General features: G+C 43.7%; 23 protein-coding genes and 1 tRNA gene. 9 read left to right on the forward strand and 15 right to left on the reverse strand.

All coding sequences use genetic code 11. From position 1 onward, the window contains the following. From R4I06_RS00580 to R4I06_RS00590, 3 genes are all read left to right on the forward strand, one after another. Nucleotides 1-140 (forward strand): P44/Msp2 family outer membrane protein (locus tag R4I06_RS00580; RefSeq protein WP_334413586.1); only part of this gene is annotated, 140 nt, incomplete at its 5' end. A 174-nt stretch (nt 141-314) separates the two neighbouring features. Then, nucleotides 315-692 (forward strand): hypothetical protein, encoded by a 378-nt coding sequence (locus R4I06_RS00585; protein WP_334413558.1) that lies wholly within the window; start codon nt 315-317, stop codon nt 690-692. 127 nt (nt 693-819) lie between these two features. Then, nucleotides 820-1188, forward strand: a complete 369-nt coding sequence (locus tag R4I06_RS00590; RefSeq protein ID WP_334413559.1) for a hypothetical protein — start codon at nt 820-822, stop codon at nt 1186-1188. Between the two features lie 36 nt (nt 1189-1224). Here the strand turns inward: R4I06_RS00590 and secA are convergent, their stop codons facing one another. The 4 genes from secA to R4I06_RS00610 all read right to left on the reverse strand — a co-directional run bounded on the left by secA (nt 1225) and on the right by R4I06_RS00610 (nt 7266). After that, on the reverse strand, nt 1225-3846 hold the full coding sequence (secA, locus tag R4I06_RS00595; RefSeq protein WP_410519361.1) for a preprotein translocase subunit SecA: 2622 nt from the start codon (nt 3844-3846) through the stop codon (nt 1225-1227). Nucleotides 3847-3963: 117 nt separating this feature from the next. Further along, nucleotides 3964-5799, reverse strand: coding sequence for an ATP-dependent zinc metalloprotease FtsH (ftsH, locus tag R4I06_RS00600; protein ID WP_334413560.1), 1836 nt, complete (start codon nt 5797-5799; stop codon nt 3964-3966). A gap of 12 nt (nt 5800-5811) precedes the next feature. Then, nucleotides 5812-7161: a tRNA lysidine(34) synthetase TilS gene (gene tilS, locus R4I06_RS00605; RefSeq protein WP_334413561.1), complete on the reverse strand. Its 1350-nt coding sequence runs from the start codon at nt 7159-7161 to the stop codon at nt 5812-5814. Between the two features lie 20 nt (nt 7162-7181). Then, nucleotides 7182-7266: transfer RNA gene (locus R4I06_RS00610), tRNA-Ser, on the reverse strand. Nucleotides 7267-7435: 169 nt separating this feature from the next. Here R4I06_RS00610 and R4I06_RS00615 point away from each other — a divergent pair. The 3 genes from R4I06_RS00615 (at nt 7436) to R4I06_RS00625 (ending at nt 11163) form a co-directional block, all read left to right on the forward strand. Next, on the forward strand, nt 7436-8938 hold the full coding sequence (locus tag R4I06_RS00615; RefSeq protein WP_334413562.1) for a TrkH family potassium uptake protein: 1503 nt from the start codon (nt 7436-7438) through the stop codon (nt 8936-8938). Nucleotides 8939-9003: 65 nt separating this feature from the next. Next, a complete protein-coding gene (gene ftsA / locus R4I06_RS00620; RefSeq protein ID WP_334413563.1) occupies nt 9004-10248 on the forward strand; it encodes a cell division protein FtsA in 1245 nt (414 codons plus the stop codon). Nucleotides 10249-10968: 720 nt separating this feature from the next. Next, on the forward strand, nt 10969-11163 hold the full coding sequence (locus R4I06_RS00625; protein WP_334413564.1) for a hypothetical protein: 195 nt from the start codon (nt 10969-10971) through the stop codon (nt 11161-11163). 181 nt (nt 11164-11344) lie between these two features. Here R4I06_RS00625 and R4I06_RS00630 read toward each other — a convergent pair whose 3' ends face one another. The 4 genes from R4I06_RS00630 to R4I06_RS00645 form a co-directional block, all read right to left on the reverse strand. Beyond that, nucleotides 11345-11830: a F0F1 ATP synthase subunit B family protein gene (locus R4I06_RS00630; protein WP_334413565.1), complete on the reverse strand. Its 486-nt coding sequence runs from the start codon at nt 11828-11830 to the stop codon at nt 11345-11347. Beyond that, the gene (locus R4I06_RS00635; protein WP_334413566.1) at nt 11823-12335 is read right to left on the reverse strand and encodes a hypothetical protein; all 513 of its coding nucleotides are present in this window, start codon (nt 12333-12335) and stop codon (nt 11823-11825) included. The genes R4I06_RS00630 and R4I06_RS00635 overlap by 8 nt, the downstream gene beginning before the upstream one ends. A 7-nt stretch (nt 12336-12342) precedes the next feature. Beyond that, entirely contained in the window at nt 12343-12567 is a 225-nt protein-coding gene (locus R4I06_RS00640; protein WP_410519363.1) for a F0F1 ATP synthase subunit C, read from the reverse strand. 178 nt (nt 12568-12745) lie between these two features. Further along, complete coding sequence (locus R4I06_RS00645; protein WP_334413589.1) at nt 12746-13477, reverse strand: F0F1 ATP synthase subunit A; 732 nt, start codon at nt 13475-13477, stop codon at nt 12746-12748. Between the two features lie 161 nt (nt 13478-13638). Here R4I06_RS00645 and R4I06_RS00650 point away from each other — a divergent pair, with 161 nt between their 5' ends. Next, complete coding sequence (locus tag R4I06_RS00650; protein WP_334413567.1) at nt 13639-14886, forward strand: iron-containing alcohol dehydrogenase; 1248 nt, start codon at nt 13639-13641, stop codon at nt 14884-14886. A 4-nt stretch (nt 14887-14890) separates the two neighbouring features. Here the strand turns inward: R4I06_RS00650 and R4I06_RS00655 are convergent, their stop codons facing one another. Beyond that, entirely contained in the window at nt 14891-16714 is a 1824-nt protein-coding gene (locus R4I06_RS00655) for a pentapeptide repeat-containing protein (RefSeq protein ID WP_334413568.1), read from the reverse strand. Nucleotides 16715-17018: 304 nt separating this feature from the next. On the opposite strand from R4I06_RS00655, the gene R4I06_RS00660 reads away from it, so the two are divergent. Next, on the forward strand, nt 17019-17681 hold the full coding sequence (locus tag R4I06_RS00660) for an SURF1 family protein (RefSeq protein WP_334413590.1): 663 nt from the start codon (nt 17019-17021) through the stop codon (nt 17679-17681). Between the two features lie 18 nt (nt 17682-17699). On the opposite strand, the gene R4I06_RS00665 is transcribed toward R4I06_RS00660, so the two are convergent. Further along, on the reverse strand, nt 17700-18995 hold the full coding sequence (locus R4I06_RS00665) for a cbb3-type cytochrome c oxidase subunit I (protein ID WP_334413569.1): 1296 nt from the start codon (nt 18993-18995) through the stop codon (nt 17700-17702). A gap of 457 nt (nt 18996-19452) precedes the next feature. On the opposite strand from R4I06_RS00665, the gene pgsA reads away from it, so the two are divergent. Continuing rightward, nucleotides 19453-20016 carry a CDP-diacylglycerol--glycerol-3-phosphate 3-phosphatidyltransferase gene (gene pgsA, locus R4I06_RS00670; protein WP_334413591.1) on the forward strand — a complete coding sequence of 188 codons (564 nt, stop codon included), beginning with the start codon at nt 19453-19455 and terminating at the stop codon, nt 20014-20016. 255 nt (nt 20017-20271) lie between these two features. Here pgsA and purH read toward each other — a convergent pair whose 3' ends face one another. From purH to rseP, 5 genes are read right to left on the reverse strand one after another with little or no spacing between them, the layout of a single operon-like run. Then, nucleotides 20272-21804 carry a bifunctional phosphoribosylaminoimidazolecarboxamide formyltransferase/IMP cyclohydrolase gene (gene purH, locus R4I06_RS00675; protein ID WP_334413592.1) on the reverse strand — a complete coding sequence of 511 codons (1533 nt, stop codon included), beginning with the start codon at nt 21802-21804 and terminating at the stop codon, nt 20272-20274. A gap of 37 nt (nt 21805-21841) precedes the next feature. Continuing rightward, nucleotides 21842-22276: a 3-hydroxyacyl-ACP dehydratase FabZ gene (fabZ, locus tag R4I06_RS00680; protein ID WP_410519364.1), complete on the reverse strand. Its 435-nt coding sequence runs from the start codon at nt 22274-22276 to the stop codon at nt 21842-21844. A gap of 49 nt (nt 22277-22325) precedes the next feature. Then, complete coding sequence (locus R4I06_RS00685; protein WP_334413571.1) at nt 22326-22877, reverse strand: OmpH/Skp family outer membrane protein; 552 nt, start codon at nt 22875-22877, stop codon at nt 22326-22328. Between the two features lie 2 nt (nt 22878-22879). After that, the gene (gene bamA / locus R4I06_RS00690; RefSeq protein ID WP_334413572.1) at nt 22880-25246 is read right to left on the reverse strand and encodes an outer membrane protein assembly factor BamA; all 2367 of its coding nucleotides are present in this window, start codon (nt 25244-25246) and stop codon (nt 22880-22882) included. Between the two features lie 5 nt (nt 25247-25251). Further along, nucleotides 25252-26343 (reverse strand): RIP metalloprotease RseP, encoded by a 1092-nt coding sequence (gene rseP, locus R4I06_RS00695; RefSeq protein WP_334413573.1) that lies wholly within the window; start codon nt 26341-26343, stop codon nt 25252-25254. Nucleotides 26344-26374 lie beyond the last annotated feature (31 nt).

Below are 26374 nucleotides of genomic sequence, written 5' to 3' on the forward strand. Positions count from 1 at the left end.
CGAAGGCACATGAAGGAGCGGAGATAGTAGAGATACGCTCTATATCTACTACCTCTGGCATGGTTAATGCTTGTTATGATGTTCTTGCTGAAGGCCTTCCTGTCTCTCCTTATGGTTGTGCCGGGATTGGGCAGAGGTAGTGGCGAAGGTGGAGCAAGATATACATCAATGATGTATATCTTGTAAGGGGAGTAAAGAGGGGAGATGGTGATGAAGAAGGTATTTATCTCCTCGCTAAAGATCTTGCTTATAACGTTGCTCTCGATCAGACATCTAAACTATCTGAAGGTATTCAGAAGATGACCAAGAAGGATATGCATGAGGTTAGTAAGGCTATTAATGTTCTTGATCCTACAGAAGGTATTGATAAGAAGATTTGTGGTACAAATGACTGGAATAGTGGTGCTGCTGAGGCAGATGGTAAGTGTAATAGCGGGAAAGGTACTCCTAGTAGCATTACTACTAAGGCCTTTAGTGGTATGTTCAAGGCTGATAGTAGTAACAATTTGTACCCAGAGGATAAGGAGAAGCAGATGAGTGAGTATCCAAAGACGTCAGCTAAGATAGCTACAGACATCACAGCGCTCAATAGGAATCAGCACGGAGTAGTCTCAAGTGCGTTTGCGAAGGCTGATGCTAGTGGCAATAACGTAGGTAGAACAAGATATACATCAATGATGTATATCATATAAGGGTGTTAAGAGGGGAGATGGTGATGAAGAAGGTATTTATCTCCTCGCTAAAGATCTTGCTTACAACGTTGCTCTCGATCAGACATCTAAACTATCTGAAGGGATTCAGAAGTTGACCAAGAAGGATATGCATGAGGTTAGTAAGGCTTTTAATGGCCTTGATCCGAGTAATGATGCTATTGATAAGAGGATTTGTACGGCGTATAACGCTAAGAATAGTACAGAAGCAGCAACCGAAGTAGCAGGCAAATGTGGTGGTATCAAGAATGGAGCTAGTGGTAATACCAATTTCAAGCAGCTGAGTCATATGTTTGAGGGTGTAGGGAGTGATGGTACTGACAAATTATATTATACAGACACCAAAAATAATAATATGAGAGAACATACGTCAGCAACAATATCCAAAGACATATCAACAAATCTCAGCAAAGATCAGAAAGGAATAGTCTCAAGTGCCTTTGCGAAGGCGCATGAGGGAGCGGAGATAGTAGCATAATAGAAGCATCAGTGAAAGCTCTACTGCCTTGTCAACCTACACCACAACGGTGCCGTGACAGTGCTTAAACTTCTTACCTGAACCACAAGGACATTTCTCGTTTCGGGAAACAGCTCCAAATAACGTATCTGGCCTTTCTCTCCCCCTGTTAATCGCTCGGCCCTCTTCATAATGTGGTTCAAACTTGACGTTCGATAACATCTGTATGGATGTCTCGTAGAACTTAGACAACATTTTCTGCAACAGCAGAAAAGCCTCTATTTTAAACTCGTTTAGAGGATCCTTTTGCCCTATGGATCTGAGGTTTATTCCACATTTTAGACTGTCCAAAATCGCCAAGTGATCCGTCCATAAATTATCTAAAGAAGTTATGAGCACACGCTTAACTGTGAAACCCCACATTTTCTCATCTTCCGAAGAAAACTCCTCTGCCTTCTGTCGCAGTAGTGAAGCAGCAAGATCATCGAGATGTAACGTCACCTCTTCGCGAGTTTCTGCCTTATGCAACCTCTCGACATCTAAATCTATTCCATATATCCTGCGGACTTCCGAAGATAATAACTGTGCAGTGCTATCATCGCGTAAATTACAGTATTTCTCTTTGATAATAGCCGATACTAGGTCCCTGTTTAGGTTCTGGTATAAAGGCGTAAGATCGTACATATCACTATCAAGAATCTTATTACGTTGATCGAAAACTACTTTACGCTGCTCATTTGTAACGTCATCGAACCTAAGCAATGACTTTCGAATGTCATAATTTCTAGATTCTACCTTCCTCTGCGCCCTCTCTATCGCTTTACTTATCCACCTGTGCTGGATTGCCTCTCCCCTCTTCATTCCGAGAGTCTTCAACATGCCCCTGACTCTGTCTGAACCGAAAATACGAAGCAGTCCATCCTCAAGTGATAGAAAAAACTTGGACAACCCAGGATCACCCTGCCTTCCAGATCTTCCGCGCAGCTGATTATCTATTCTTCTGCTCTCGTGACGCTCAGTGCCTACTATGCATAACCCACCAGCTTCCACTACTATCTGCCTATCTCTTTCCGCATTCTTCACAAACTCACTGTACTTCAGAGCACGCTCCTTTTCACAAGATATGCCGGATAGCTCATTTTCCGCCAACATCTCCGGGTTGCCGCCTAATTTTATATCTGTACCCCTACCAGCCATGTTTGTCGCTATGGTCACTGCACCAGGTTTACCTGCTTGGGCAATAATATATGCCTCTTTCTCATGGTAACGTGCATTAAGTACAGAATGCTTCACTCCACGTGCAGTAAGAAACTTTGACAATAGCTCTGATTTTTCTATACTGATCGTCCCCACAAGTACAGGCTGCTTCTTTTCGTTACATTTGACCACAAAATCTACAACAGCTTCAAATTTTTCCTCCTCAGTGCAGTACACATCGTCATCCAAATCAACCCTACGTACAGGAACATTTGTAGGGATCTGCATCACTTGTAGATTGTAAGTACCGAAAAATTCATCAGCCTCGGTAGCCGCTGTGCCTGTCATTCCTGACAGCCTCTTATACATACGAAAATAATTTTGAAACGTAGTAGATGCTAAGGTCTGATTCTCATTATTAATCTCTACGCCTTCCTTAGCCTCTAATGCCTGATGGAGACCCTCAGAGTATCTGCGTCCCTCCATCATTCTGCCAGTAAATTCATCTATTATTACGATATTGCCGCTTTTTACTATGTAGTCCCGGTCCACAGCAAACAACTTATGTGCGCGTAGCGCCTGATTAACATAGTGCATCAGTATTATATTCTCCTGAGAGTATAAAGAAGAACCCTCCTCAATATGCCGGTGAGAAAGAAGCAATTGCTCTACCCTCTCCATACCTTTTTCGGTCAAAAACGCAGACTTGTTCTTCTCGTCCACTTCGTAATCTTCATCTGTGAGATTCCTAATTAGAGAATCTACCCTCTTATATAGTGAGTTGTCCTTTTCTATGTGCCCTGAAATGATCAAAGGAGTCCTTGCTTCATCTATTAAGATAGAATCTACCTCATCGATTATCGCGTAGTTGAAACCCTTCTGTACCATAGACTCCCTGCTGAACTTCATGTTGTCACGCAGATAGTCAAAGCCAAGTTCGTTATTCGTAGAATACAGAACGTCACACGCGTAAGCACTCTTCCTGTCGCTGTCATTAGTGCTGCTCGTAATGCACCCAACGCTCATTCCTAACGCACTATATATTTTGCCCATCCATTCGGAGTCGCGTTTTGCTAGATAGTCATTCGCAGTAACAATATGTACTCCCAGCCCCTCCAAAGCATTCAAATACGCGGCCAGAGTTGCAACAAGAGTTTTACCCTCCCCCGTTTTCATCTCTGCAATCATTCCTCTATGCAACGCTATGCCACCCACAAGCTGCACATCGAAATGACGCATATTTAATACTCTCTTTGCCGTCTCCCTTACCACAGCAAAGGCCGGTGCCAAAACGCTATCCAACGTATGCCCCTCGGAGAGCATCTCTCTAAAATGGACAGTCTTTTCAGCAAGTTGTTCATCAGAAAGGGACTCTACTTCCGCTTCCAGAGCATTTATATCTTTTACTATCTTATCGAAAGATGGGGCCCGTCTCGCTAAAGACCGATATGGGAACAATAAACGCTTCGCTACACTAAACAAGGCAAGACACCCAAATATTGGAGGACGAATTATAGCCCAAGTACAAAAAAGTACAACAGAATTGCAGTCCGTACCTGGCCTCAGTGCAGAACCCCAGCTATAGACATTAATACATCTCTAGCCAGGAACTGACGAGCGCTTTAACGGCTTTTGACTAACACCACCGCTCTTTTCTATTTTCTTTCCAGCTATTATATCCGCAATTTCTTCACCAGTTAATGTCTCAAACTCAAGAAGATTTGCTGCAATTGAATGAAGCTCTGCAATATGCTCGTTCAAAACAGATTTCGCTTTCTGCAGTGCATTAGAAACTATGGACTTCACTTCTTCGTCTATCAGGTTCAACAAATTGTTGGAAATGTGAGCATCTCTATCCTCGCCATGATACAGAGGACCAACAACATCACTCATACCCCATTTCATAACCATAGACTTCGCAAGATCAGTGGCTTGCTTTATATCAGATGACGCACCACTGGTGACTTTATCATACCCAAAAATAAGCTCTTCAGCTGCACGGCCTCCCATTGCTACAGTTAGGTCTGCCTGCATCTTTTCCCTCGTGTGCGAAACCCTATCACTTTCAGGGAGCCTCATCACCAGACCTAGCGTCCTACCACGTGGTATGATAGTAGCCTTGTGTATAGGATCTGAAGCAGGGTTATAAAACGCTATTACAGCATGCCCAGCCTCGTGATAAGCAGTAAGTCTGCGCTCTTCCTCCTTCATTACCAGAGACTTCCTCTCTGCGCCCATCATAACCTTATCCCTGGCGTACTCAAAGTCACTCATAGTGACAATTTTCTTGTCAAGCCGTGCAGCAATCAACGCAGCCTCGTTTACAAGATTTGCTAAATCAGCTCCTGAAAACCCTGGTGTACCTCGTGCCACAACTCTTATATCAACATCCGGAGCCAAGGGAACTTTTCTGGTGTGAACCGCAATAATCTTCTCCCTCCCGTTTATATCTGGAACAGATATAGTAACTTGCCTATCGAATCTGCCTGGTCTAAGAAGAGCAGGATCAAGAACGTCCGGCCTGTTTGTGGCAGCAATAATTATAACCCCTTCATTGGACTCAAAACCGTCCATCTCGACCAACAATTGGTTAAGGGTCTGCTCTCTCTCGTCATTACCTCCACCCAGCCCTATGCCACGATGCCTACCAACAGCATCTATTTCATCTACAAAAATAATGCAGGGCGCATGCTTCTTGCCCTGCTCAAACATATCCCTTACCCTACTTGCACCAACGCCCACGAACATTTCAACAAAATCCGATCCGGAAATGCTGAAAAATGGCACGTCAGCTTCACCAGCTATGGCCCTGGCAAGAAGAGTCTTCCCCGTTCCAGGAGATCCTACCAGTAGGCACCCCTTCGGAATTTTGCCGCCAAGTTTTTGAAAGCGCTTCCTATGCTTTAGAAAGTCAACTATTTCTACAAGCTCTTCCTTTGCCTCATCTATGCCCGCAACATCATCAAATGTAACCTTGCCTCTATTATCAGTCATAAGCCTAGCACGCGACTTACTGAAGCTCATGGTGCGATTCCCTCCAACTTGCATTTGTTTCAGGAAAATGCACCATATAACTATTAGGGATAACATTGGAAGACACGATATAAGCAGGCTCAATAAAGTCCCTAAGAACGTACTGTCGGAGACAAATTCAAATCTCACTTTCTGGGCATGCAACGCCCTAATAAGGCTGTCATAAATCACGCCATTGGTCTTGAATTTTGTTCCACTGTGAAACTTGCCAGATATCTCGCGCTCTGTTATCGTGATGCTTTCTATCGCGCCTTCATCCAGCTTAACCAAAAACTCCGAAAACGGGATTGCTAATTCCTGGGTTCCAACGATTCTATCACCAAATTGAGCGTACAGTATCGCAGCAAGCGCAATAACAGCTGACCATACCACTACACCTTCAATAACTTTCTTAAAGCTCACAATGCACGACCTTTACTGACCAAGTTGGTTAAAGATTAGACTATCTACCATGTCTTTTACTAGAACTTTCTCTATATACACAACAGAAGTGGTACCCATATTATAGTTTTGCAGGGCACTAGCAAGGATTTTATCCCCCACTACCAACGCGGGTAATCCACATACTATATCTCGTCTAAACGGCGCAAAGTCCTCAGGGATTTTGTTGCAGCCAAGAGGTGTTAGATGCATTGTATCACCCCTTGCCCCAGCATTGAGGCTATCAAGAGCGCCACATTCTTTGGTGAGCTCCTTATTATGTCCTAAACACTGCCCCATATCCTTTATACTCACCACAAATCTTCCATCCCACTCCACAGTACTTGGAACTTTTTCTACAGGAGTAACCCGCTGTATATCGGCTACTTCTCTTATTATGAGTACGTCGCCATTTTCATCATCACGTATGATTTTACACCCATACGTAGTGAAGGGTTTGTATGTTGTGCGGCCCCATATCTTGTTAAAGACTGCACTAAATTTCTCATATCTCGGTTTCGTATTCCTATTGCCAACAGCCATAAGCAATAACAACAGAATCCTGGACGCTATCTCTTCATGCAGTTTCCTGAACTCATCGTACTTTATGCGCACATAACCAAGATCTCCATATTGTACACATGTGGACAAAGAAGATTTAACATAGTGAAGAATGCAGCTTAGCGCTCGCTGCATATGCTGCGAAGTCCTATATATACGATCAGTCACTAACGAGGGATTTTGGTTTTCACTTATGAAGCTCCTATAGAACGTTCTCTTGTATTTAGGATTTACATTGCTAGGATCATCTATCCAGGCAAGTTTTTTATGTGCTGCGTATTCCAATACCTCAACACGGGAAAACTCCAACATAGGCCTGAAAATTATCACTTTTCCATGCGCTGACTTACTCCGCATTCCAGACAGGCCATCTACTCCGCTTCCCCTCTCCAGCCTCATAAGCACAGTTTCGGCCTGATCACTCTTAGTGTGAGCAGTGACGACAAACTCCACAGAATGCTCTGCACACCATCTCTCAATCAGCGAATACCGTATGTTCCTCGCTTCCTCCTGAGACTTGTTGCGTATGCTGCATCCCTGATTACTAAGAATGTGACATTGCAAATTGAGCATCTCTGCCTGCTGTTTCACAAAGTTCACTTCATTTACAGCTTCTTCTCTGAACCCATGATTTACGGTAAGTATTATGGGATTATGCGTCTCTACTAGAGACATCAGATGCATGAGCACCATGCTATCCACACCCCCTGAAACTGCAACAGCAACGGTACAATCCCGCCGTATTCCGATCAATTTCTCCTGAAATTTACGTTCCAGTTCCACGGCTGTCCCACGCATCAACGCGGAAAGAGGGGGATTCGAACCCCCGACACATTGCTGTGTACACACTTTCCAGGCGTGCGCTTTAGACCACTCAGCCATCTCTCCTTGCTTGATTATACAGGAAAAGACTAACATTCCGCAACGTGGCATCACAGGGTGTATTCTTAATTAGTATAAAGCTGTTGTTTTCCAGATGGTATGTGCTAAAAGTACCTACGATAAATGGATAATGTGCGGTTAAAAGTATGTCTTACCTCTTTAGTGTGCGTTTAAAGTGCTAAAAGAGCATAACAAAGAGAATGAGGTATGTGCCGGAGCAACCACATTCGCTGCTGGGGTGTTCGCCATTTTGTTTGCAATATTCCTCGCTATACCATTGGCAGTGAATATAGCGACTAACAGTGGAGATGTAGCAGGATTTACCGCTGCTATTTTCGTATCTACAATTCTCGGCATACAATGCATATTAGGCGGAAAAATTGGACGGATCAGTAAAGCAGAAGCAATATATTTGGCGTGTTTCGTCTGGATATTGTTGGCTTTAATAGCTGCAATCCCGTTTACAGTATCAGAAAGTACCAATCTCTCGTATTCAGACGCATTATTTGAGGCAATGTCGGGTCTGACCACAACGGGCGCTACGGTGTTGTGCAGTCTGCAGGAAAAATCACCGGGAATATTGTTGTGGCGAGCAATGCTTCACGCAATAGGAGGTCTAGGAATAATAACCATCGGTATTTTTCTTCTCCCTTGGCTAAAAGTCTCTGCACTCAAGGATATGTACTACACTGAGTCTTCTGGTAGAATGCTGAAACACGGAATATTCAGGGCCATCCTGCATACGGTATGCATATACATTGCGCTTACAGTGCTATGCATAGCGTGTTATAAAGTCGCGGGAATGTCCATGTTTGATGCAATTTGTCATGGGCTTAGTACAGTATCAACTGGGGGATTTTCAAATTATGACGACTCTTTCATGCATTTCAACAGCGTAACAATAGAGCTTATAGCAATCACATTCATGCTTTTGGCTTCCTGCCCGTTTATAGCTTATATACAGGTGATCTTTGAGCACAAATTTTCCTGCAAACAGTTCATATTTTTTGTGGCTGTAACTCTAAGTTTTGCACTGTTGGTCTCTATTAGTCCATCGCACCCCGGAGCGACATATCTTACCTCTCTAAGGTACGCAGTGTTTACCATCGTGTCCTTTAGCACATCCACTGGGTTTGTTAATTGTAACTACAATGATTGGACACTTGCTGTGATAATAGGAATCGTACTAACCATATGTGGAGGGTGTTCGGGATCCACGAACGGTGGCATAAAAATGCACAGAATAATGATTTTATTAGAGAGTGCATACAAACACGTGTGTACTGCTCTACGCCTCTGTAGAAGCCCATCAGAAAATTTTAGTCATCAGCATTTATCGTCTCTACATGAGGCATGTTCGTTCTTGGTGCTCTATATCCTGATATTCTGTATCACCTGTATTGCGCTGTCCTGGGACGGATTGGGGTTGGCAACAATAATCACGGCAACTTCTAGTACGTTGTCCAATACAGGAATAGGAGTCGGAGACTATATAGGACCTTCAGGCAATTTTGCAGGATTTCCTCAGCATATAAAGGTTATGCTGGTTATAGTCATGCTTACGGGTAGATTAGAAATCATGCCCGTCATGGCATTCCTAGTTTCCGCGTTACAAATTAGTATTCGTAAGATGTTAAAAGTCCTAAGAATTGAAAAAATACTTGATATGTTTCCATAACCTTATAAGATTTGCCAGCATCATCTTGAAGTCCTCATGCTTGTAGAGGGAGTGTATACCGATCCATGTTGTCAAACTCTGCTGTCATTACCGATCCTAGGGGAAGTACATTTGCCGTTCTTGATGTCGGCTCCACGAAGATAGTTTGTCTTTGTGTAAGGGTTGGACGTTGTGGTACCCCCGAAATAACCGGCGTGGGGTATAGAGTTTCCGAGGGAATCAGTGGTGGTTCGATTATCAACAAACATGACGCCTCTCGTGCCATTCTATCGAGCATTGATTTGGCAGAGCAGCTTTCAGGTCAGGCAATACATCAGATATATGTGAGTGTGGCAGGCTGCGGTGTTAGGTCTCACATCTTGTGTAATGAGTCGCTTTCCGAAGCTCGCAATATGTCTGAGCGCGACATTAGAAAAATAATGCTACAATCACATGAAAAACTTCCGGAAGACCATGTAGTCATTCACAACATCCCTATTATGTATCAGCTGGACAGCCTTAGTAGTATAACGGATGTGGACGGTCTGTACGGCAGCCATTTGCGCGCTGATATGCATGTAGTGACCGCGTCGAAGCTTTCTTTGGTCAATATCGAAAACTGCATTAGAAGCAACACCCTTCACGTGGGAGGCTACGTTACTGAGTCCTACGCTTCAGGCATATCTTGTCTTAGTGATGATGAGAAAGAACTAGGAACCATGATAGTGGACATAGGAGGAAACTACACTTCTGTGGGGGTTTTTCATAAGGGTAAGTTTGTTTATGCTGGGTGTATACCCCTCGGTGGCATGCACATTACCCGCGACATGGCGTATGGTCTCTGCATAAGCATGAAAGATGCTGAAATACTGAAAGAGCGTCATGGTAGCGCGGCCGTGGTGGCAGATACTAATGTACATAGCTTTATTGAAGTCACTGGAGTAGGAGGTGATGTGCAGCATGTACTGAAGTCTGACATGATCGAGATAATAGAGCCACGGGTTGAGGAAATATTTGAACTCGTAAGAGACAAGATGTACGAGCAGAAGGGAGTCGTAAGCAAAGTAGTAGTGACAGGAGGCTGTAGCAAGTTGCCGAATATTGCTGAGGTGGCAGGAAGGGTGCTGAAAAAGCAAGTGCGCTGTGGATTTCCTATTCAGGTACGTGGTGCATGGTCTAGGCATGGAAGAAATCCAAGCTTTTCCTCGGCCGTTGGAACTGCATTACTGGTTGCACGCACCTTCTTCAGTAGACGCAACAAACCCCGAGCCTCTCTGCATGGTGGTTTAGAAAAGGTTCTTAGGTGGATTATAACGAAGGCTGACGCATAAAATTTCGCTTTCTCTCTTTTCTATACACATTTTTTGAACTCATACATCGTGCCTAAAGTCCAGCTTGGGCCGGTTATAGCTTCTAAAAAGCAATGTTGCAATGATAAGCTCGAGCTGCAGTAGATCCTATTGTCCCCACACACCCTTTGGGTGTCATGTTTAGGTGCATCCCCTAGTATAAAAGTTGGCCATGGTTTCGAAGGAGCAATATCGTGATGCAAAGCAATGTTGTAATGACAAGCTTAGGCTGCGGCAGAATCTCAGAAAGCAACTACACTGTGAGTGGTCTTGGAAAAGGTTCTTAGGTGGATTATAACGAAGGCTGACGCATAAAATTTCGCTTTCTCTCTCTTTTTGAGCATATACATCGCGCTCAAAGAGTAGAGTTCTGCCGGTTATGGTTTCTAAAAGTGATGTTGTAATATAAGCTTAGGCTGTAATAGAATCTCAAAAAGCAAGTGCTATGATTTCCATATGCATCGTACTTAAAGTCCAGCAAGCCGCAAGTGTTATGGTTTCTAAGGAGTAATATTGCAATGCAAGTACTGACACATAAAACTCTGCTTTTTTCTTCTTCTTGTAAACTCTTTGGGTGTCATGTTTAAGTGCATCTCTAGTATAAAAGCTGGCCATGGTTTCGAAGGAGCAATATTGTAATGCTAAGCCTTGGCTACAGTAGGATCCTAAAAAGCAAGTGTGTTGTGGATTCCGTATTTCATCGTGTTTAAAGTCCAACAAGCCGTGAGCGCCATGACTTCCGAGAACAATATGTACGAGCAGAAGGGAGTCGTGAGCAAAGTAGTAGTAGTAACTGAAGGATGTAGCAAGTTGCCGAACATTGCTGAGGTGGCGGGAAGAGTTCTGAAAAAGCAGGCCCTATGGACTTCCTATTCAGGTACGTTATGCCTGATCTAGACATGGAAGAAATCCAAGCTTTTCCTCAGCAGTTGGGACTTGGACTGCATTACTAGTTTTGCACACTCTCTTTAGCAGACGCAGCAAACCAATGGGCTTTTAGCGTCCCGTGCAAAAGAGAAGAGATTTTAATTGAAGATACACACCACCTCAATTATAACCAACTCGTCGTCTTCTTAATTTAATGCAGCTTTTTTATGGCGTCGTCAACGCTAACGGCAGCGGCTGTGTTTCCATCTACTTCTCTGCTGTCCAGATACTCTTTCAACAAGTTTCTAGCAACTCCGGACGCCGCATCAACTGCAGCACCTCTTAACCCCTTGACGAAATTTTCTATCTGTAGCTCAATTTTAGCGACGGCAACGTCTATCTGAGATTCTAACATTTCCTCTAGATGCCTTTTCCCCTCTTTGATAACTGATCTGCACTGAGCCTCTGCATCCTTTAACACTTCATCAGCGAGAGTCCTAACTTCGTCTCTCAAACTGTTCGCATCCACCAACATACCGTCCAGTTTCTTGGCAAGCTCCGAAGATTCCTCAACGCACTTCGTACTGGATCTCTGCTTCTCACTTAAAAATTTACCCAAAAACTTTCTTGCTGGATTAAATGCCAACACAAACCCGACACAGAACGCAACATCAACAATCAAATGCGCATCAATCATAGCTCTCCCCATATAACTCAGCAGACAACCTCGTTGCCTCATTTTCCACTATACTGCTGGCCTTAGTACCGCTTATCCTAGCGTAATACATGGCAGCAACACCACTTGAAAGGGATGCCAGTTCTTCGCGCGAACTCTCCTTTAGGATTTCCAATTGCTCCTCGGCAAAGTTCATCATGCCACAAACTTCCTCGTCAAGCAGCCTTAAAGCCTCCGCTTCAGCAGCAGCAACTTCGGAAACAGCGCCACTTATCAAACTCTGGGCCCTTTCCTCCACCTCGTCGAGCGAAGCTTTGTGCCTCAGTAACTCATCGCGCACACGTGCGTACACAGAGTCCGCCCTATCAAGCTCAGCACCCTGTAACTTGGCTCTTGTGCCAATATGAGACTCAACTTTAGGCACAACCACATATCTCACCGACAGGTATAGCAGCGCAAATGCGCAAATAAACCATACTGCCTGGGATGGATAAATCGAGAAGTCCAGCTGGGGAACTGTCTCCATAGCCGTACTACCCGGCAACAAATATCAAAAGTAAGGCCAGTAGGAAAGAAAACAAACCCATAGCCTCCACAAGCGCGGCACCGGTATATACATACTTCTTTAGCCTATCCTCCGTCTCAGGATTACGCGCAATACCGTTAAGCATGGACGAGAATACAGAAGCCACACCCATAGCCGAGGCCACCATACCTAAAACACTTAACCCAACAGCAACAAACCTAAGGGAGTCCATAACCACCACCAGTGCATACTTTATGTCCCAATTATAAACGCTGGACATACAAAGTCAACGAGTAATTAACCACTATCAACGTACACGTTCAGCAGAACTAGGAACTAGTGCACAAAAAACCTCTTAGGTTTAGTCAAAAAATAAAGAATATATTAGTAACGTGATTCACTAAGACAAATTAGTGCGCACTGACTGAATCGGATAAGTACACAGCAGTAAGGACTGTAAATATGTACGCCTGCAACACAGCAACGAAAATTTCGAATCCTATCAAGACAATTATGAACGCGAAGGGCAATACCGACAAAACCGGGTGCATCTGCAACACAAATTCTGAGATTACCGCTATTATCGTGTGCCCCGCTATCATATTGGCAGCCAACCTTATAGCCAAACTAACAGGACGCGCAATATATGCAAAAAGTTTTATAAACACCATCATTGGAGCAAGCCACATAGGAGTCCCGTGTGGCAAAAATATCCTCAAAAATTCAAGTTTTCTGTGCATAAACCCTATGAAGGTCACCACAGTACACACCAGCAATGCCAACGCAAATGTGACAGATATGTGACTAGTAGCAGTGAATCCTAATGGCAAGATTCCTATCAAATTGCACGAAAGTACAAACAAGAACGTGGTCAACACAATTGGAATGTACCGCAACCCCTCTTTACCCACGTTGCTTTCCAGTGTACCAACCACAAAATTGTAGATAAGCTCCATAGCGGCAAAAGCGCCCCCTCTTTTTACGCCGCTACTTGAGCTTCTGAGAGCGCAAAACATCAGAATGGACGTCATAACAGATGAAAGCAACATAAAGAGCGCACAGTTCGTAAAACTGACATCTATGCCGAACGGGGCAGTGATATCAAATAGTCTATGAACCCTAAATTGCTCAAGAGGTTCCAAGGCATACTCCACGTTGTCGCATCGCACCACAGTATCATATATAAGAGATTCATAGTCAACTGAGTTTGACACATAACTTCTGGCAATGCATGTATTACACACTTATAATTAGTCCCGAGCGATTTTTAGCATTACACTTGGCTGTTTTATAGTGGTGCCGCATGGCTGCTGAACTTCTTATCATGGCGAAGCAAGATATATTGTCGGGTGGGCACGCCGAAATTGCTGAGTATACTACCAATTCGATACACATAGGGCAAAACTTGTTGGCATCTATGCCCGATATAGTATCGAAATACAACGGAAAAGGACTTCTTGTCGCAGATTCGAACACCATACAACTGTTGGACAAGGCAGTGGTAAATTCTCTAGAGCACTACGTTATAGAAGGTAAATATAGCGCCTCCTGGAAGCTTGTAGAATCCATAAAGGCTGCTTCGCAAAACTCGGATTTTCTTATCGCCCTGGGAAGTGGCACAATTAACGATATCTGCAAGTATGTAAGCCACACGTGCGGAAAAGAATACATAATATTCCCCACTGCGCCCTCTATGAATGGATATACCTCGAAAAACGCATCTATTGTTTTGGAGAATGGCATAAAAAAATCTCTAAAAGGGCAGCTGCCCAGAGATATATATGCTGATACATACGTACTAACACACGCACCAGCTCGACTTATTAATAGCGGATTCGCAGATTTTATATGTAGATCTACCGCACGTGCTGATTGGCTCATATCACATTTGTTACTGGGCACAGAATACAGCGAATTGCCGTTTACAATAACTGAGAACAGCGAGCGCGCACTTCTTGAAAACTACACAGGCCTCATGAAGCGTGATACAGACACGATAATGGCGCTGATGCAGGCGCTCTTCCTCTCAGGAGTCGGTATGATTGTGGCGGGAGGAAGTTACCCGGCAAGTCAGGGAGAGCACATGGTAGCGGGTGTTACGGAACTCCTAGATAATCACGAATTTTTACATGGAGAAAGAGTAGGTGTAGCCACGATTTTAATGTCTAAACTGCAGGAAAATATATGCAAGCTACGGCCAAAATTTCACGTGACCTCATTGGATAGAAGCTCCATGGAAAAGTATTTTTCCCCTAAACACGTGGACGAATTTTGCAAAATTTTATCCAAGAAATACATTGATCATACCAAAGCGGAGCACATAAATCACATTTTGGATGAAAAATGGACGCAGATTTCTGAATGTATAGCGTCTAAAACTCGTAAATCATCTACCATAAAAAATGCTTTGAATGGTCTGGGCAGTCCGACTCTACCTACACACATTGGATGGAATGCAGAGAAGTACAATTCTATAGCCAATGTTTCGTTTGTTACAAGAGATAGGTTCACGTTCCTTGATGTCGCACATCATATAAAAATTTCCATATAGGAGCTTATTTTTCAACATGACCAGCACTAACGTCGTGCCCTTGAAGCAACGCAGCGTGCAAGTTTGCTTCTTCGAACTTTACTCCATCAAGTTTAGCGTTCGTGAAGTTTGAAAATGATAGATTTGCCTTCCTGAAATTGACATTCAACAAGTCCGCTTCTACAAATTTCGTTCCCACCAATATAGAGTTCGAAAAATCCACGTTCTCTATGCGCATGCCCTCAAAGTCAACATGGGAGTAATTTACATCTAACTTCCTATTGATAAGCAACTTTTTCAATTTTTCCGTAGAATCTATGGCAGATTCAGGCCCATTAATGCCATTATTCATGACCAAGGTCTCATCAAAAGTGCAGTCTCTGAACGCAGATCCATCTAACTTGTTCTCGTAAACACTTGCACCTTTGAAGGCAGATTTCCTAAACTCGCACTTCTCCATGTCTCCAGCGAAGAAACTGGTCTTCTCAAATGTGCTACCTACAAACTTCGCATTTTTGAAAACACTGCCATCAATCAGAACCTCACTAAGCCGTGCTGAAAGCCATTTAGTCCTTTCTCCATTTATGTTGCGGTATAGAGACTTCTCAGCGTTATAATTGACGAACGCAGCATTAGCAAAATTCACGTCTATCGCCCTGATACCTTCCAATTTCGCATCATGGAGAGACACAGCTCTCATATCTGATCCATGTATATCAGTATTGCGCACTACCGCGCCATTCAATACCGAAAATGCAAACGTACTATGTGAAATGCTTCCTGAATCCAGCACTATATTACGCAGATCCGACTCTTCTAATATGGATTCCTGTATTGAGATGCCATTCAATACTGATCCGTACACTGTTGCATTGCTGAGATTAACGCCAACAAGTGTCGTGTTGCTAAGAACAGAACCTTGCAGGTTAGCCTCTCTAAGATCTGTATAGTAGAAATCAGCAGCAAACATATTTGCGTTACTTAGATTTGTCCTATGCATACTTGCAAACCGTACACTAGCTGTCTCCAGGTTAGAAAAACTCAAATCGCTTCCGGTAAAATCCGCAAAATCCAGGGTTACCCCATACATCATGGAGTTTTTCATAAGTGTTCCATATACTCTGGAGTTCTGTAAGTTCGTACCAAAAAGGTTCGCTTCAGAAAAGTCACTTCCCTGTATCAAAATGTCGCTAGCTTCTGCATCCTTGAAGTCCGCACTACGCATGACGGAATTTGTTACTGTTGAGTGTGTCATATCCGCATTGCTAAACACTGCGTGCGAACCTTTTACCTCTTCTAGCAGCGCAGTCTGCATATCTGATCCCACAAACATTGCATATCTTATGTCTGAAGAACGCACTTTCACGTTACTGAGATCGGCAAGAGCCAAGTTTGCAAATTTGAGATCAACTTCTTCAAAACTCGTCTTATTCAAGTCCGTGTTGGAAAGGTTTGCACCCCGCATGTCGGACTTAGAAAAAACTGTATTAGAAATATTGCCATGCTTGAAGTTGGCCTTTACTAGGTTGACACCTTCAAAAATCGCCCCTCTTACATCAAGCTCGCTAAAGTCGGCACCATACAGATTGGTCCCAAACTCGTTCTTGAAGTTGGGCGCCACACCCTTAGCATTGCACTTAACTATAAATTCTCTGAAATCCTCCCTTGTATACTGGGTCTTCTTCATACTCTCTATGTCCTTGACAAAGACGCGTCTCGGATCCTCCTCTGCTTCAGCCGCGCATGCACTACCACACGTAAAATACGCAGTAGTCAGGACGGCGCAACATACAGAAATCTTAGTGAGTGTTACAATTGCTTTATACCAACGCACACCTGCTTTGTTCATAAATATTTGAACCACACCTCCAAGAACACCGTCGAATTGTATTAGGCAAACCCTCAAAAAGTATTAATTTTGCCCATATACAATTGAATACGCCAACTATTTCACATCACGGTGCCTGTTCTCTACCTGCACACAGCAATTTGATGTAACAATAGCCATACACACCGGGAGCATGCGCCAAGTACGCGACATGCTATGCCAGCGTTACAAGCACACAAATTCTGGTTGCACTAAAACTTTCTACGTAGCACATAACTCGCGTGCTATCATGTGCATATGTCTGTTCTCATTATCTATCGCTAGTATGCGTAACGCTAACATAATCTTCAAATGTCTACTTGTTGCCTGCAGGATATTAGGGTTAATCATTCCCTGCACCATTCTCTTGTCTTTAGGGACATGGCAGACCATTAGGCTGAAAGAAAAATTGCTGATAATACAGCGTATGGATTCAGAGCCAGCAATTATTCCTATAGTCAGAATATCTGAGCATCCCTACGAAAAAGTCAGGCTGCTGGGCACGTTTGAAAGTAGCTATCTAAAGGTTTTTGCAGGTAAAAATGGGTATTATTTTGTGCAACCCCTGAAAATAGCAGAAAACAAGTACATACTGGTAAACAGGGGTACCTCAGATGCAGATACTGTCATGATAAGCCCAGAAGCTCGTACACGGGAAATAGAGGGCATAGTATATTGCAAATTGAAAAGCATTACTAAGTGGGTTGCGAAAAATGACCCAAAGCAAAATCTATGGTTCTGGTACGACATTGACGAAATGTCACGTTATCTGGAAGTTCCATTGGAACAGTGCATAATATGGGGCAACAGCACAGCAATATCATCTGGTATCAGGCCCAATGCTCTGCCTAACATTAGAAACGACCACCTTGGATACGCAATAACATGGTATATACTCGCTTTTACGTGGGCGTGCGGATACGTAGTTTACATTAGAAGGCATAATTAGCGAATACACGCTGAAGTCTTATGCTTCGCTTGTAGAACGTTTGTAGATGGACGTTAATGCAAACAGAACAAATAAAAACCCACCCACTATTGCAATAGTCCCTCCAATGGTGAAGCAGTACTTAGCAGCTTTTGAAACTGCAGATGGCAGGTACGTAACTTTCCTCAACGATCCGTATCCCCCCAGCAGCTCAAGACCAGTTATGTGCATGGCTTGCCCAATGGTATACACGAGCAGCTGAATATTCCTCAACTTCAGACGTACAGTCGCATATCCGAGCTCTGGCAACATGCTGTAGACGAACCCCATAAACGCTGCAGTCATTCCCACGACACAGCCATGGTAGTGCGCGGGAATTATTACAGTTTCGTGCATAATACTGAATATGCCGAGGATGCTACCGTATATAAACATGCCCGCAGAACACAGAAAATGCAGATTTTCTACTCTAAGGATTCGTCTCACGTTGGCTATAAATACACACGCTAAGAATAGCGGAATGATGGCCTCTGCCATACGCATATGCCACATAAAAAAAGCAACTAATGCCCCCTGGTCGTGCGGATATACTATGTGCGCACCTGATGCTAGGACGACAGAAGCGGTATTAATAACGAAAACTGCACTCACTATATATCTGTTAGTGAATACGAAGTCTTTTGCGTACATTAGTAACACAACAACAAATGCCTGGCCAAACACGCCTTGCAATAGATGCCCTGCTCCCCAGAATACAGATTCATAAAAAGTCAGCGGATCTGTTGCCGTACTGGTCATGGAATATGCTGTAATGAAACAGACAATGACCGCGGTTATCATTGCAGATATTCCGTATACCCCCACAGAAATAGAAGACTTTGTTAGAGAATTAGTGCGTCTTACCGCTAGTAATGCATTTATCACTACACCGGCGAAAAAGAATCCCAACCCCATAAAGAAGGTTCTGTTATCCATAACGGGAATATAATTGCTCTTTATTGGAATTGCATCCTTGCCTATAGCGGATAGTAAGATAAGCCCAGCGCCAATTGCTGACACTATCCACGTGTAATTCAGGTACTTCAATTTCTCCTTTATCGTCATGCTAATCAGTAGAGAAAACATGGAGCATAACCATACAAGCACTGAAAAATTCACGTGTATGACCAAAGATACATCAAATAGTCTGTCCGCGTCTGAAACCAGAGTTTTTAAGAAAGGCATTCTTAGAAAAACTATAAATATCGAGAGAATACCAGACAGACCTATCGCATGAGTACCCAGCAGCACCCATCCCCTGCACAATTTTTTATTATCATCATTGATGGCGAGCATATTTCGATTCTTAAACGAATTAGGCGCTATGGTAAGGGTAATCAATGTTGCGTGTAAACAAAATTTACCACGCTACACACCGTAACATGCTCGTGTTACACCAACGTTTATTTATAGCGCGGAATGGCGCAACATTTATCGTGAAGCGGAGTATTATTACTCCTGATCACTACCAAATATTTTCATTAGACACGTTAGTTGGGCATCCATGTGCGCCTGCATACCAAAACGTCAATACCGTGCAGTACATCCAGGGCACTTGTTGTAGTCTGTGCTAGATGTTATATTAATTAACTGATAGTATCATCTGTCCTGTAGGGCGCAGATTTACTTCGTCTTACTGAGATGTGCAGTTGTATGGAAAGTTGTAAATATTGTTTAAATATACTAATTTGAGATGCAAAGGTTTAGGCTGCTTATTTTGCCCTGTGAAAGAGAAGGATAATACGTGAATTTTGTGGGAAATAGCTTAAGAAAGATCTTACCCAACCTCTTGACCGTATTGCGCGTGCTGGCAATACCTGCAGTGGTATCCAGCTTCTTCGCAAGCTTTGAAAATGCACAGTATGTCACATTGTGCATATTTCTAGTAGCATGCATTACAGACTTCCTAGATGGCTTCTTGGCCAGAATGTGGAAGGTGCAGTCTCGCTTTGGCAGACTATTCGATCCTGTCGCAGACAAGCTCATAGTACTTTCTACTATGGTTATGCTCGTGCATGTAGGCAAAATGTCGGGTTCTGCAGTTGTATTTATAGTCATAATACTATGTAGAGAAGTACTGGTGTCGGGGATGAGAGAGTTTTTAGTGGCAGCAGGCATTAGTCTACCCGTCAGCGATGTGGGTAAAATGAAAACTGTAGTTCAAGCTATTGCTACGTGTTTCTTGATCTTAAGAGATGAAATAGCTTCTATCATTGGAGAGGCGCTCTTGTCAGTAGCTGCACTACTCTCAACATATTCCATGTACCTCTACATACGCACTGCTATGTTGAAACTAAAAAATAGCAATCTCCCATAGTAATCCGCCTCCGTGAAAAAATACTCGTGCGCCACTAGTCGCTAGAGACGGTCCAGCCTCTTTCTATACAAGAAATTCCCCTGACATAGTCAGGGAAATTGGAATATAGTCCAAGCTATTGCCACGTGTTTCTTGATCCTAAGAGACGAAATAGCCTCAATTATTGGAGTAGCCACCCTTGCGCAGTTGCCGCATTACTCTGACAATACCCGCGGACACACTGGCATTAACTAGCTTGCCTGTAAACGGTCTCTACTAGTGACAGAATACTCTAACCCCGGTGAAGTACATGGCAACTCCACTACTGTTAGCCGCCTCTATGACTTCTTCATCTCTCATAGATCCTCCAGGCTGAACTATCGCGGATATACCCACTGAAACTGCTTGTCGTATACTATCCGCAAATGGAAAAAACGCGTCAGAGGCCATAACCGCCCCTGCACAGTTCCCAGCTTTCCTGACTGCAATCTCAACGCTGTCTATTCTGCTCATCTGCCCAGCTCCTATACCTATGGCACGCCTGTCACGAGCAACGACTATGGCATTGGATTTAACGTGCTTACACACCCTCCACGCAAAAAGAAGGTCCTCCAGTAAGTCCTCACCTACGCCTTTCTCCGTCACCTGCTTTAGATCTTGGATTTTCAAAACACTTGTGTCGGGTTCCTGCACAAGAAGACCCCTCCCCATGGAACTTTTAAAGACTAAAGTTCCCGCTTTATACGGTTTGTACTTGATAATTCTGAGGTTTTTCTTCGCCCGTAGCACTTCGAGCGCTGCTGCATCAAAATCCCGCGCAATAACAGCTTCTATAAATATGGAAGACATTTTTCTAGCAGTACTTTCGGAGATCTTCCCATTGACTGCAATAATACCTCCAAAACTGCTGCGCGGGTCACACGATATGGCCCTATCATAGGCGTCATCAACGTTGGTATGCGTAACAGCAACCCCGCAAGGATTTGCATGCTTTATAACACTTGCCGCAGGTAGATCGAACTCTTCAACTATTTTTATGGCCGATTCAATGTCAACAATGTTGTTAAAGCTTAATTCTTTCCCATGTATCTGCACAATGGGTAGCCCCACCTCTTCTCCTGCCCCCGTGCTGTAAGCTGCAGCAACTTGATGAGGATTCTCACCTGAGCGTAAATTTTGTACTTTGCTACCATGTATCACTATTTCATCGGGCAGAATACCAGGCGCGCAATTAGACGACATCCACAAATGTATACTAGCATCATATGATGCAGTAACCGCAAACGCCTTCATAGCCATTCGTCGCCTATATTCAATGGTAGTGGAACCATTGTGCTCCTTTAATTCCCTTATGAGACTGTCATAATCCTTAACATCAGATATAACGGTTACATATTGAAAATTTTTAGCAGCAGCTCTAAGGAGGGAAACACCGCCTATATCAATATATTCAACCATGTTCTCTTCACACACATCTCCCATGGACATGCGCTGCTTAAACGGGTAAAGATCAACGACAACGAGATCTATGTTGGAAATGCCATGCTCCTTAGCCTCTTTTTCATGCTTATCCCTATTACAGAGTATACCGGCAAAAATCTTGGGATGCAGAGTTTTCACACGGCCTCCCATTATCTCCTCAAAACCCGTATAGTCTGAAACTTCAATAGGATCTAACCCTGCCTCTCGCAACACAGCACATGTATTTTTCGTAGACAATATACGAAAAGAATTCTCTACCAAAACCTTCGCAAGATTTTCCGCTTGACTCTTATCAGACAGCGAAAGAAGAGCTACCTTTGCTTCCAAAACATCTACCACAACATACTGTAATAACTACACAACATCAGTTAACCATAGCAAGTATCTGCGCCTCTGACACTAACTCATCTTCAACATGCGCCGTACACTCAAACCTGCAGCTATTGCCCCTTCTATGTATCACGCGTGACTTCAAAACTAAAGTATTACCCGGCGTAACAACCTTACGGAATCTAGCAGAATCAATTGCCATGAAGAATACGGATTTTTTATCAGCATCTTGACTATCTGGCTCGTAAACAGCACATATCATGGACGCTTGGGCCATGGCCTCTACTATTAACACCCCAGGCATGACGGGATTGCCAGGAAAATGTCCTACAAAAAACTGCTCGTTGAAAGTTACGTTCTTAACTGCCACAATTCTGTCCCCAGGAATGCATTCCGTAACTTTGTCGATAAACAGGAATGGGTACGCATGAGGCAAAATGCGCGCGACTTCGACGTGATTAAGGCTCACAGCCCCATTTTTCGTTTCGTTCCCCTCTTCCCTTCCCAAACTCATGCCGCTACTCACTCAGACTTACACGAGACAAGTCTTTATTCAAAATTTCCAATACCTTTTCAGAGATATCTGCATCTGAATTTATATACGAAGCCTGGCTCTTAGACATAAAAAGCACGATATCCGAGCTATTTTCCTCTGCAATACGCTTCGAAATCTGCTGTATCTTCTCGTATACCTGCCCCATAGCATTACTAAACATTCCTTCCAGTTCGGACATCCTGACGGAAGCATCACGATTTAGAGATTCTACACTCTTCCTGAATTCCGCAACCTTGGCCTCAAAGGCTTCTGAGCTTAATATGCTTTTCTGCTTTATTAGGTCTTCTTCCTCTTTGCGCAATCTTTCTTCCCTACTAGAAAAAGAACCCTGCAACTCAGCCCTTCTTCTATCAAGTTGAGACCTTATATCCTTCGCAACCAAAGCCTCGCCCAGTATTTTATCAGCATCTATAAACAAAACAGATCCAGCACGCGCAACAGCCGAAGTGGCACTGGAAGAGTACACTAGAACAGCCAAACAAAAAACCACTGAAAGAAATCTACAAACTTTCATAACTAAATCCCCTTATCTGTGGAAATCCTAATCCTATCTCGAATATCAAATTCCTTCGCTACGATTGGGAACCCAAAGTCTATCCTAACAGGGCCAAAAGGCGATCTCCATGAAAAACCGAACCCAACAGACACTCTGGGCTCATTGCTTGTTTTATACCCCTTCAAATTCTCATAATCCAACCCGTATAAGCTGGCAACATCACAGAACAATGAACCCTTTATACCAACCTTCTCCGGCAATCCTATGGGGAAATCCAGTTGAAGAGTTAATGCATAGTACAGCTTGCCACCTAAAGATTCTTGGGTTTGCACGTCTCTAGGACCTATACCAGACGACGAAAATCCCCTAATTTCCTCGCTGCCGACAAAAAATCTTTGTCCTATCTTAACTTTTTCTCCAGCATATGCAAACACGTACCCAAAAGACGGCTTTATCTTTAGCCTTACATCATCGAAAATCTTCTCGAACACCGGATAAACATGCGCACTGGAAGCATGTGTCTTAACATAATGCAAATTCCCACCAACCCCAGAAACATACTGGCTTATCCTAGCCAACACTCCCCTCCTTGGGCTGTATGGATTGTCCAGGCTACTGTACACAAGAGAGTACCCTACAGACGAATCAAAAAACTCCCCTTCCTGTTCGCGTATGTACACGGAGGCCAGTTCTCCAATATTGTGTATGCTATGATACTTGTAGTAGTACTGCAAAGTCAGTGAGGTTGAATCATTCAAGTCGCAAGATAGTCTCGCGGAAAATCCCGCATTTGTGTTACTGAATGGATTGTTATCATGCACTAACCCACCAAAACTCGACCTCGCCGTGGAACCACCGCCACCTTGTCTGTTATAAAACGCTCCCACTCCAAAAGAAATCTCACTTTCGAATATGTCATTTGTAACCAAATCCAACATACTCGATATGCTACCAATGGACCTAGAGAGTTCAAATGCCGCCACCTTACCAGTGCCGAATATGTTCTTCTCCTTTATGCTGATTTTACCCACTAATCCACTGGCAGGAGAAAATCCCGCACCTACATCAAAAGACCCAGTGCCCCTCTCTTTCACCTTTATATTCAAATCCACAAGGCTATCAGACACTTTGTAAGTATCAGCTTCTACGGACTCAAAAAACTCAAGATTAAGCAATCGTTTGCGGGATTGTCTGACGTCGAATGCGCTGTAAATATCGCCTTCAGATATGCCCAACTTCTTCCTTATGACAAGATCCAAGGTGCGAGTGTTGCCTAGTATATTGATCTTCCTTACATAAACCCGGCTACCCAAAGTTGCTACATACTTAACATTGACCACATCACCCTGAATGCTGTATTCGCTGTTAACGGCAGCAAATAAGTTACCCTTTTCATGCAGATAAGCGGTCATTAGCGCGATGGTCTTGTTGACCTCCGACATGTTGAACACCTCACCCTTCTTTGTGAGTATCATGCCAGACAGGTCATGGTAGCCTTCCTTCTTTGTGAAAACTTTCCCATCAACCTCAACAGAAGTATCCCCAAAGCGATACTTCTTTCCCTCTTCCAAAGCGTATATCACAGTAACTTTAGACAAATCACCGCTGACTTCCGAGGTGACAGACTTCACCTTAAAATCGAGAAACCCCTTGCTAGTATAAAAATCACGCAACAAGGACCTATCCATTATCAGTCTCTCAGTAAAAAACTTCGTACTGTCTCCAAAATACCCGAAAACATCCCTAAGTCGTCTCTCTTTTGAGGCCATCACAGCTTTTAATTGGTCATCAGTAAATGAATCATTCCCTATCAACATTATTCTCTCTATCCTGGCCGTTACGCCCTCGGCTATTTTGATAGTGATATCTACGGAATTCCTAGAAGCGTTGCTTATGGAGTGAGAAATCTTGACACCTAATAGCCCCCTACTGTGGTGCAATGCTTTCAGAGCAGATATATCGCGATCTAGCTTTGCCTCAGTAAATACACTCATCTTTTTCAACTTCAAGATCCCCTCCTTAAGGTTCTTGTCGTTGAACGCTCTATTGCCGTGTATAATTATATCGCGTACTATAGGGTTTTCTACAACACTGATAACTAACTCATCCCCTACAACTTCCACATCGACTTTGGAAAACAGAGATGTCGAGTACAGGCTCTTTATTATGTCGTCCAATCTAGACTTACTGACCGTCTCACCAAGCAGAGGAACCTTCGCGTACGACTCAACTGTTTCAGCGTCCAATCTCTCGTTTCCAACCACCCTGACCCTGGATACTACGGGCCCAATATCAGAATCTGCAGATGTAATACCCGCAACAAGCCAAGAAGGAACTAGCCAGAGATGCACAATGGCTAACAACGTGAAAATTGAAAAATACCTCATATGCCTCACTTCAAAATGCTTCTAACGTCATTGAAGGTGACAAAAATCATTAGAGACATAAGGAGAAAAAACCCTACCATCATGACAGCACTCTGACACCTCGGATCTATAGTGTTACGCCTGAACACACCCTGAAGTATATACTGCAATACATACCCACCATCAAGCATAGGAAGAGGTAGTAGATTTATAACGCCTAAGTTCGCGGATATCAGTCCTATGAATCGCAGGCCTTCCTTGTTTCTGATAGACTCACCAGAGTGTTTTGCTATACGCACAGGACCACCCAGTTCATCCATGCCGCGCGAACCCGTAACAAGCTGCCTGACAGCAGTGAGGGTTATCTTAACAATTCTAGCAACGCACCTAACAGATTCAGCCGCGGCAGACACAACAGTCATGCGCTTGGCTTTTATGTTTTCAGGGGAAATGCTGGCCGCTATACCGAGCTTTCTAGATGCATTGTCCACCCATTCGTCAGGTCCTAGAACTACATGGTGTAGCTTATTGCCACGCATGAGTCCTATAATCACCTCTTCACTGCTGCTATTGGCTATATGGTGCCTGATTTCTTCAAACCATGAAATCTTGTTTCCATCTATGGTGACGATCCTATCGCCCGCCATGATGCCCACAGAATCTGCCACACCTCCGGGTAAGACGCTTCCCACAACCGGAAGAGGCGTCATAGCACCCCTGGTGCTAAAAAGCAGAAAAAATACCAAAACGGAAAACAACAAATTGGCTCCAGGCCCAGCTATAGCCACAATTGCTCTCTGCCACAAGGGCTTACCATTAAGAGCAACGGATGCGCTTCCTTCAGGTACTTCCGCATCGGATGCATCACCAAACATCCTCACATATCCACCCACAGGAACGAGGCTGAATTTCCATCTAGTTCCAGAAGAATCCGTTACCCCGAAAAGCTCCGGGCCAAACCCTAAAGAAAAAGTCTCAACTTTTATCCCACAAAGCCTAGCCGCGAGATAATGCCCGTATTCATGGACAAACACAACTACCGACAAAACAAACAGGAATGAGGCAACATAGAAAAAACCCTCCTGAAAAGCACTACCAGCATGTGCTAATGACAACATGGGGCCACTCAACGAGCTAAAAACACGCGCA

This window comes from Anaplasma bovis (genome assembly GCF_036903315.1).
Classification (GTDB): domain Bacteria; phylum Pseudomonadota; class Alphaproteobacteria; order Rickettsiales; family Anaplasmataceae; genus Anaplasma; species Anaplasma bovis.

Coding starts and splice junctions, on each gene's coding strand:
- R4I06_RS00585 (WP_334413558.1), top strand. CDS start 315: ATGCATGAGGTTAGTAAGGCTATTAATGTTCTTGATCCTACAGAAGGT.
- R4I06_RS00590 (WP_334413559.1), top strand. CDS start 820: ATGCATGAGGTTAGTAAGGCTTTTAATGGCCTTGATCCGAGTAATGAT.
- ftsA (WP_334413563.1), top strand. CDS start 9,004: ATGTTGTCAAACTCTGCTGTCATTACCGATCCTAGGGGAAGTACATTT.
- R4I06_RS00630 (WP_334413565.1), bottom strand. CDS start 11,830: ATGATTGATGCGCATTTGATTGTTGATGTTGCGTTCTGTGTCGGGTTT.
- R4I06_RS00635 (WP_334413566.1), bottom strand. CDS start 12,335: ATGGAGACAGTTCCCCAGCTGGACTTCTCGATTTATCCATCCCAGGCA.
- R4I06_RS00640 (WP_410519363.1), bottom strand. CDS start 12,567: ATGGACTCCCTTAGGTTTGTTGCTGTTGGGTTAAGTGTTTTAGGTATG.
- R4I06_RS00650 (WP_334413567.1), top strand. CDS start 13,639: ATGGCTGCTGAACTTCTTATCATGGCGAAGCAAGATATATTGTCGGGT.
- R4I06_RS00655 (WP_334413568.1), bottom strand. CDS start 16,714: ATGAACAAAGCAGGTGTGCGTTGGTATAAAGCAATTGTAACACTCACT.
- R4I06_RS00660 (WP_334413590.1), top strand. CDS start 17,019: ATGCGTAACGCTAACATAATCTTCAAATGTCTACTTGTTGCCTGCAGG.
- R4I06_RS00665 (WP_334413569.1), bottom strand. CDS start 18,995: ATGCTCGCCATCAATGATGATAATAAAAAATTGTGCAGGGGATGGGTG.
- R4I06_RS00685 (WP_334413571.1), bottom strand. CDS start 22,877: ATGAAAGTTTGTAGATTTCTTTCAGTGGTTTTTTGTTTGGCTGTTCTA.
- bamA (WP_334413572.1), bottom strand. CDS start 25,246: ATGAGGTATTTTTCAATTTTCACGTTGTTAGCCATTGTGCATCTCTGG.
- rseP (WP_334413573.1), bottom strand. CDS start 26,343: ATGTTGTCATTAGCACATGCTGGTAGTGCTTTTCAGGAGGGTTTTTTC.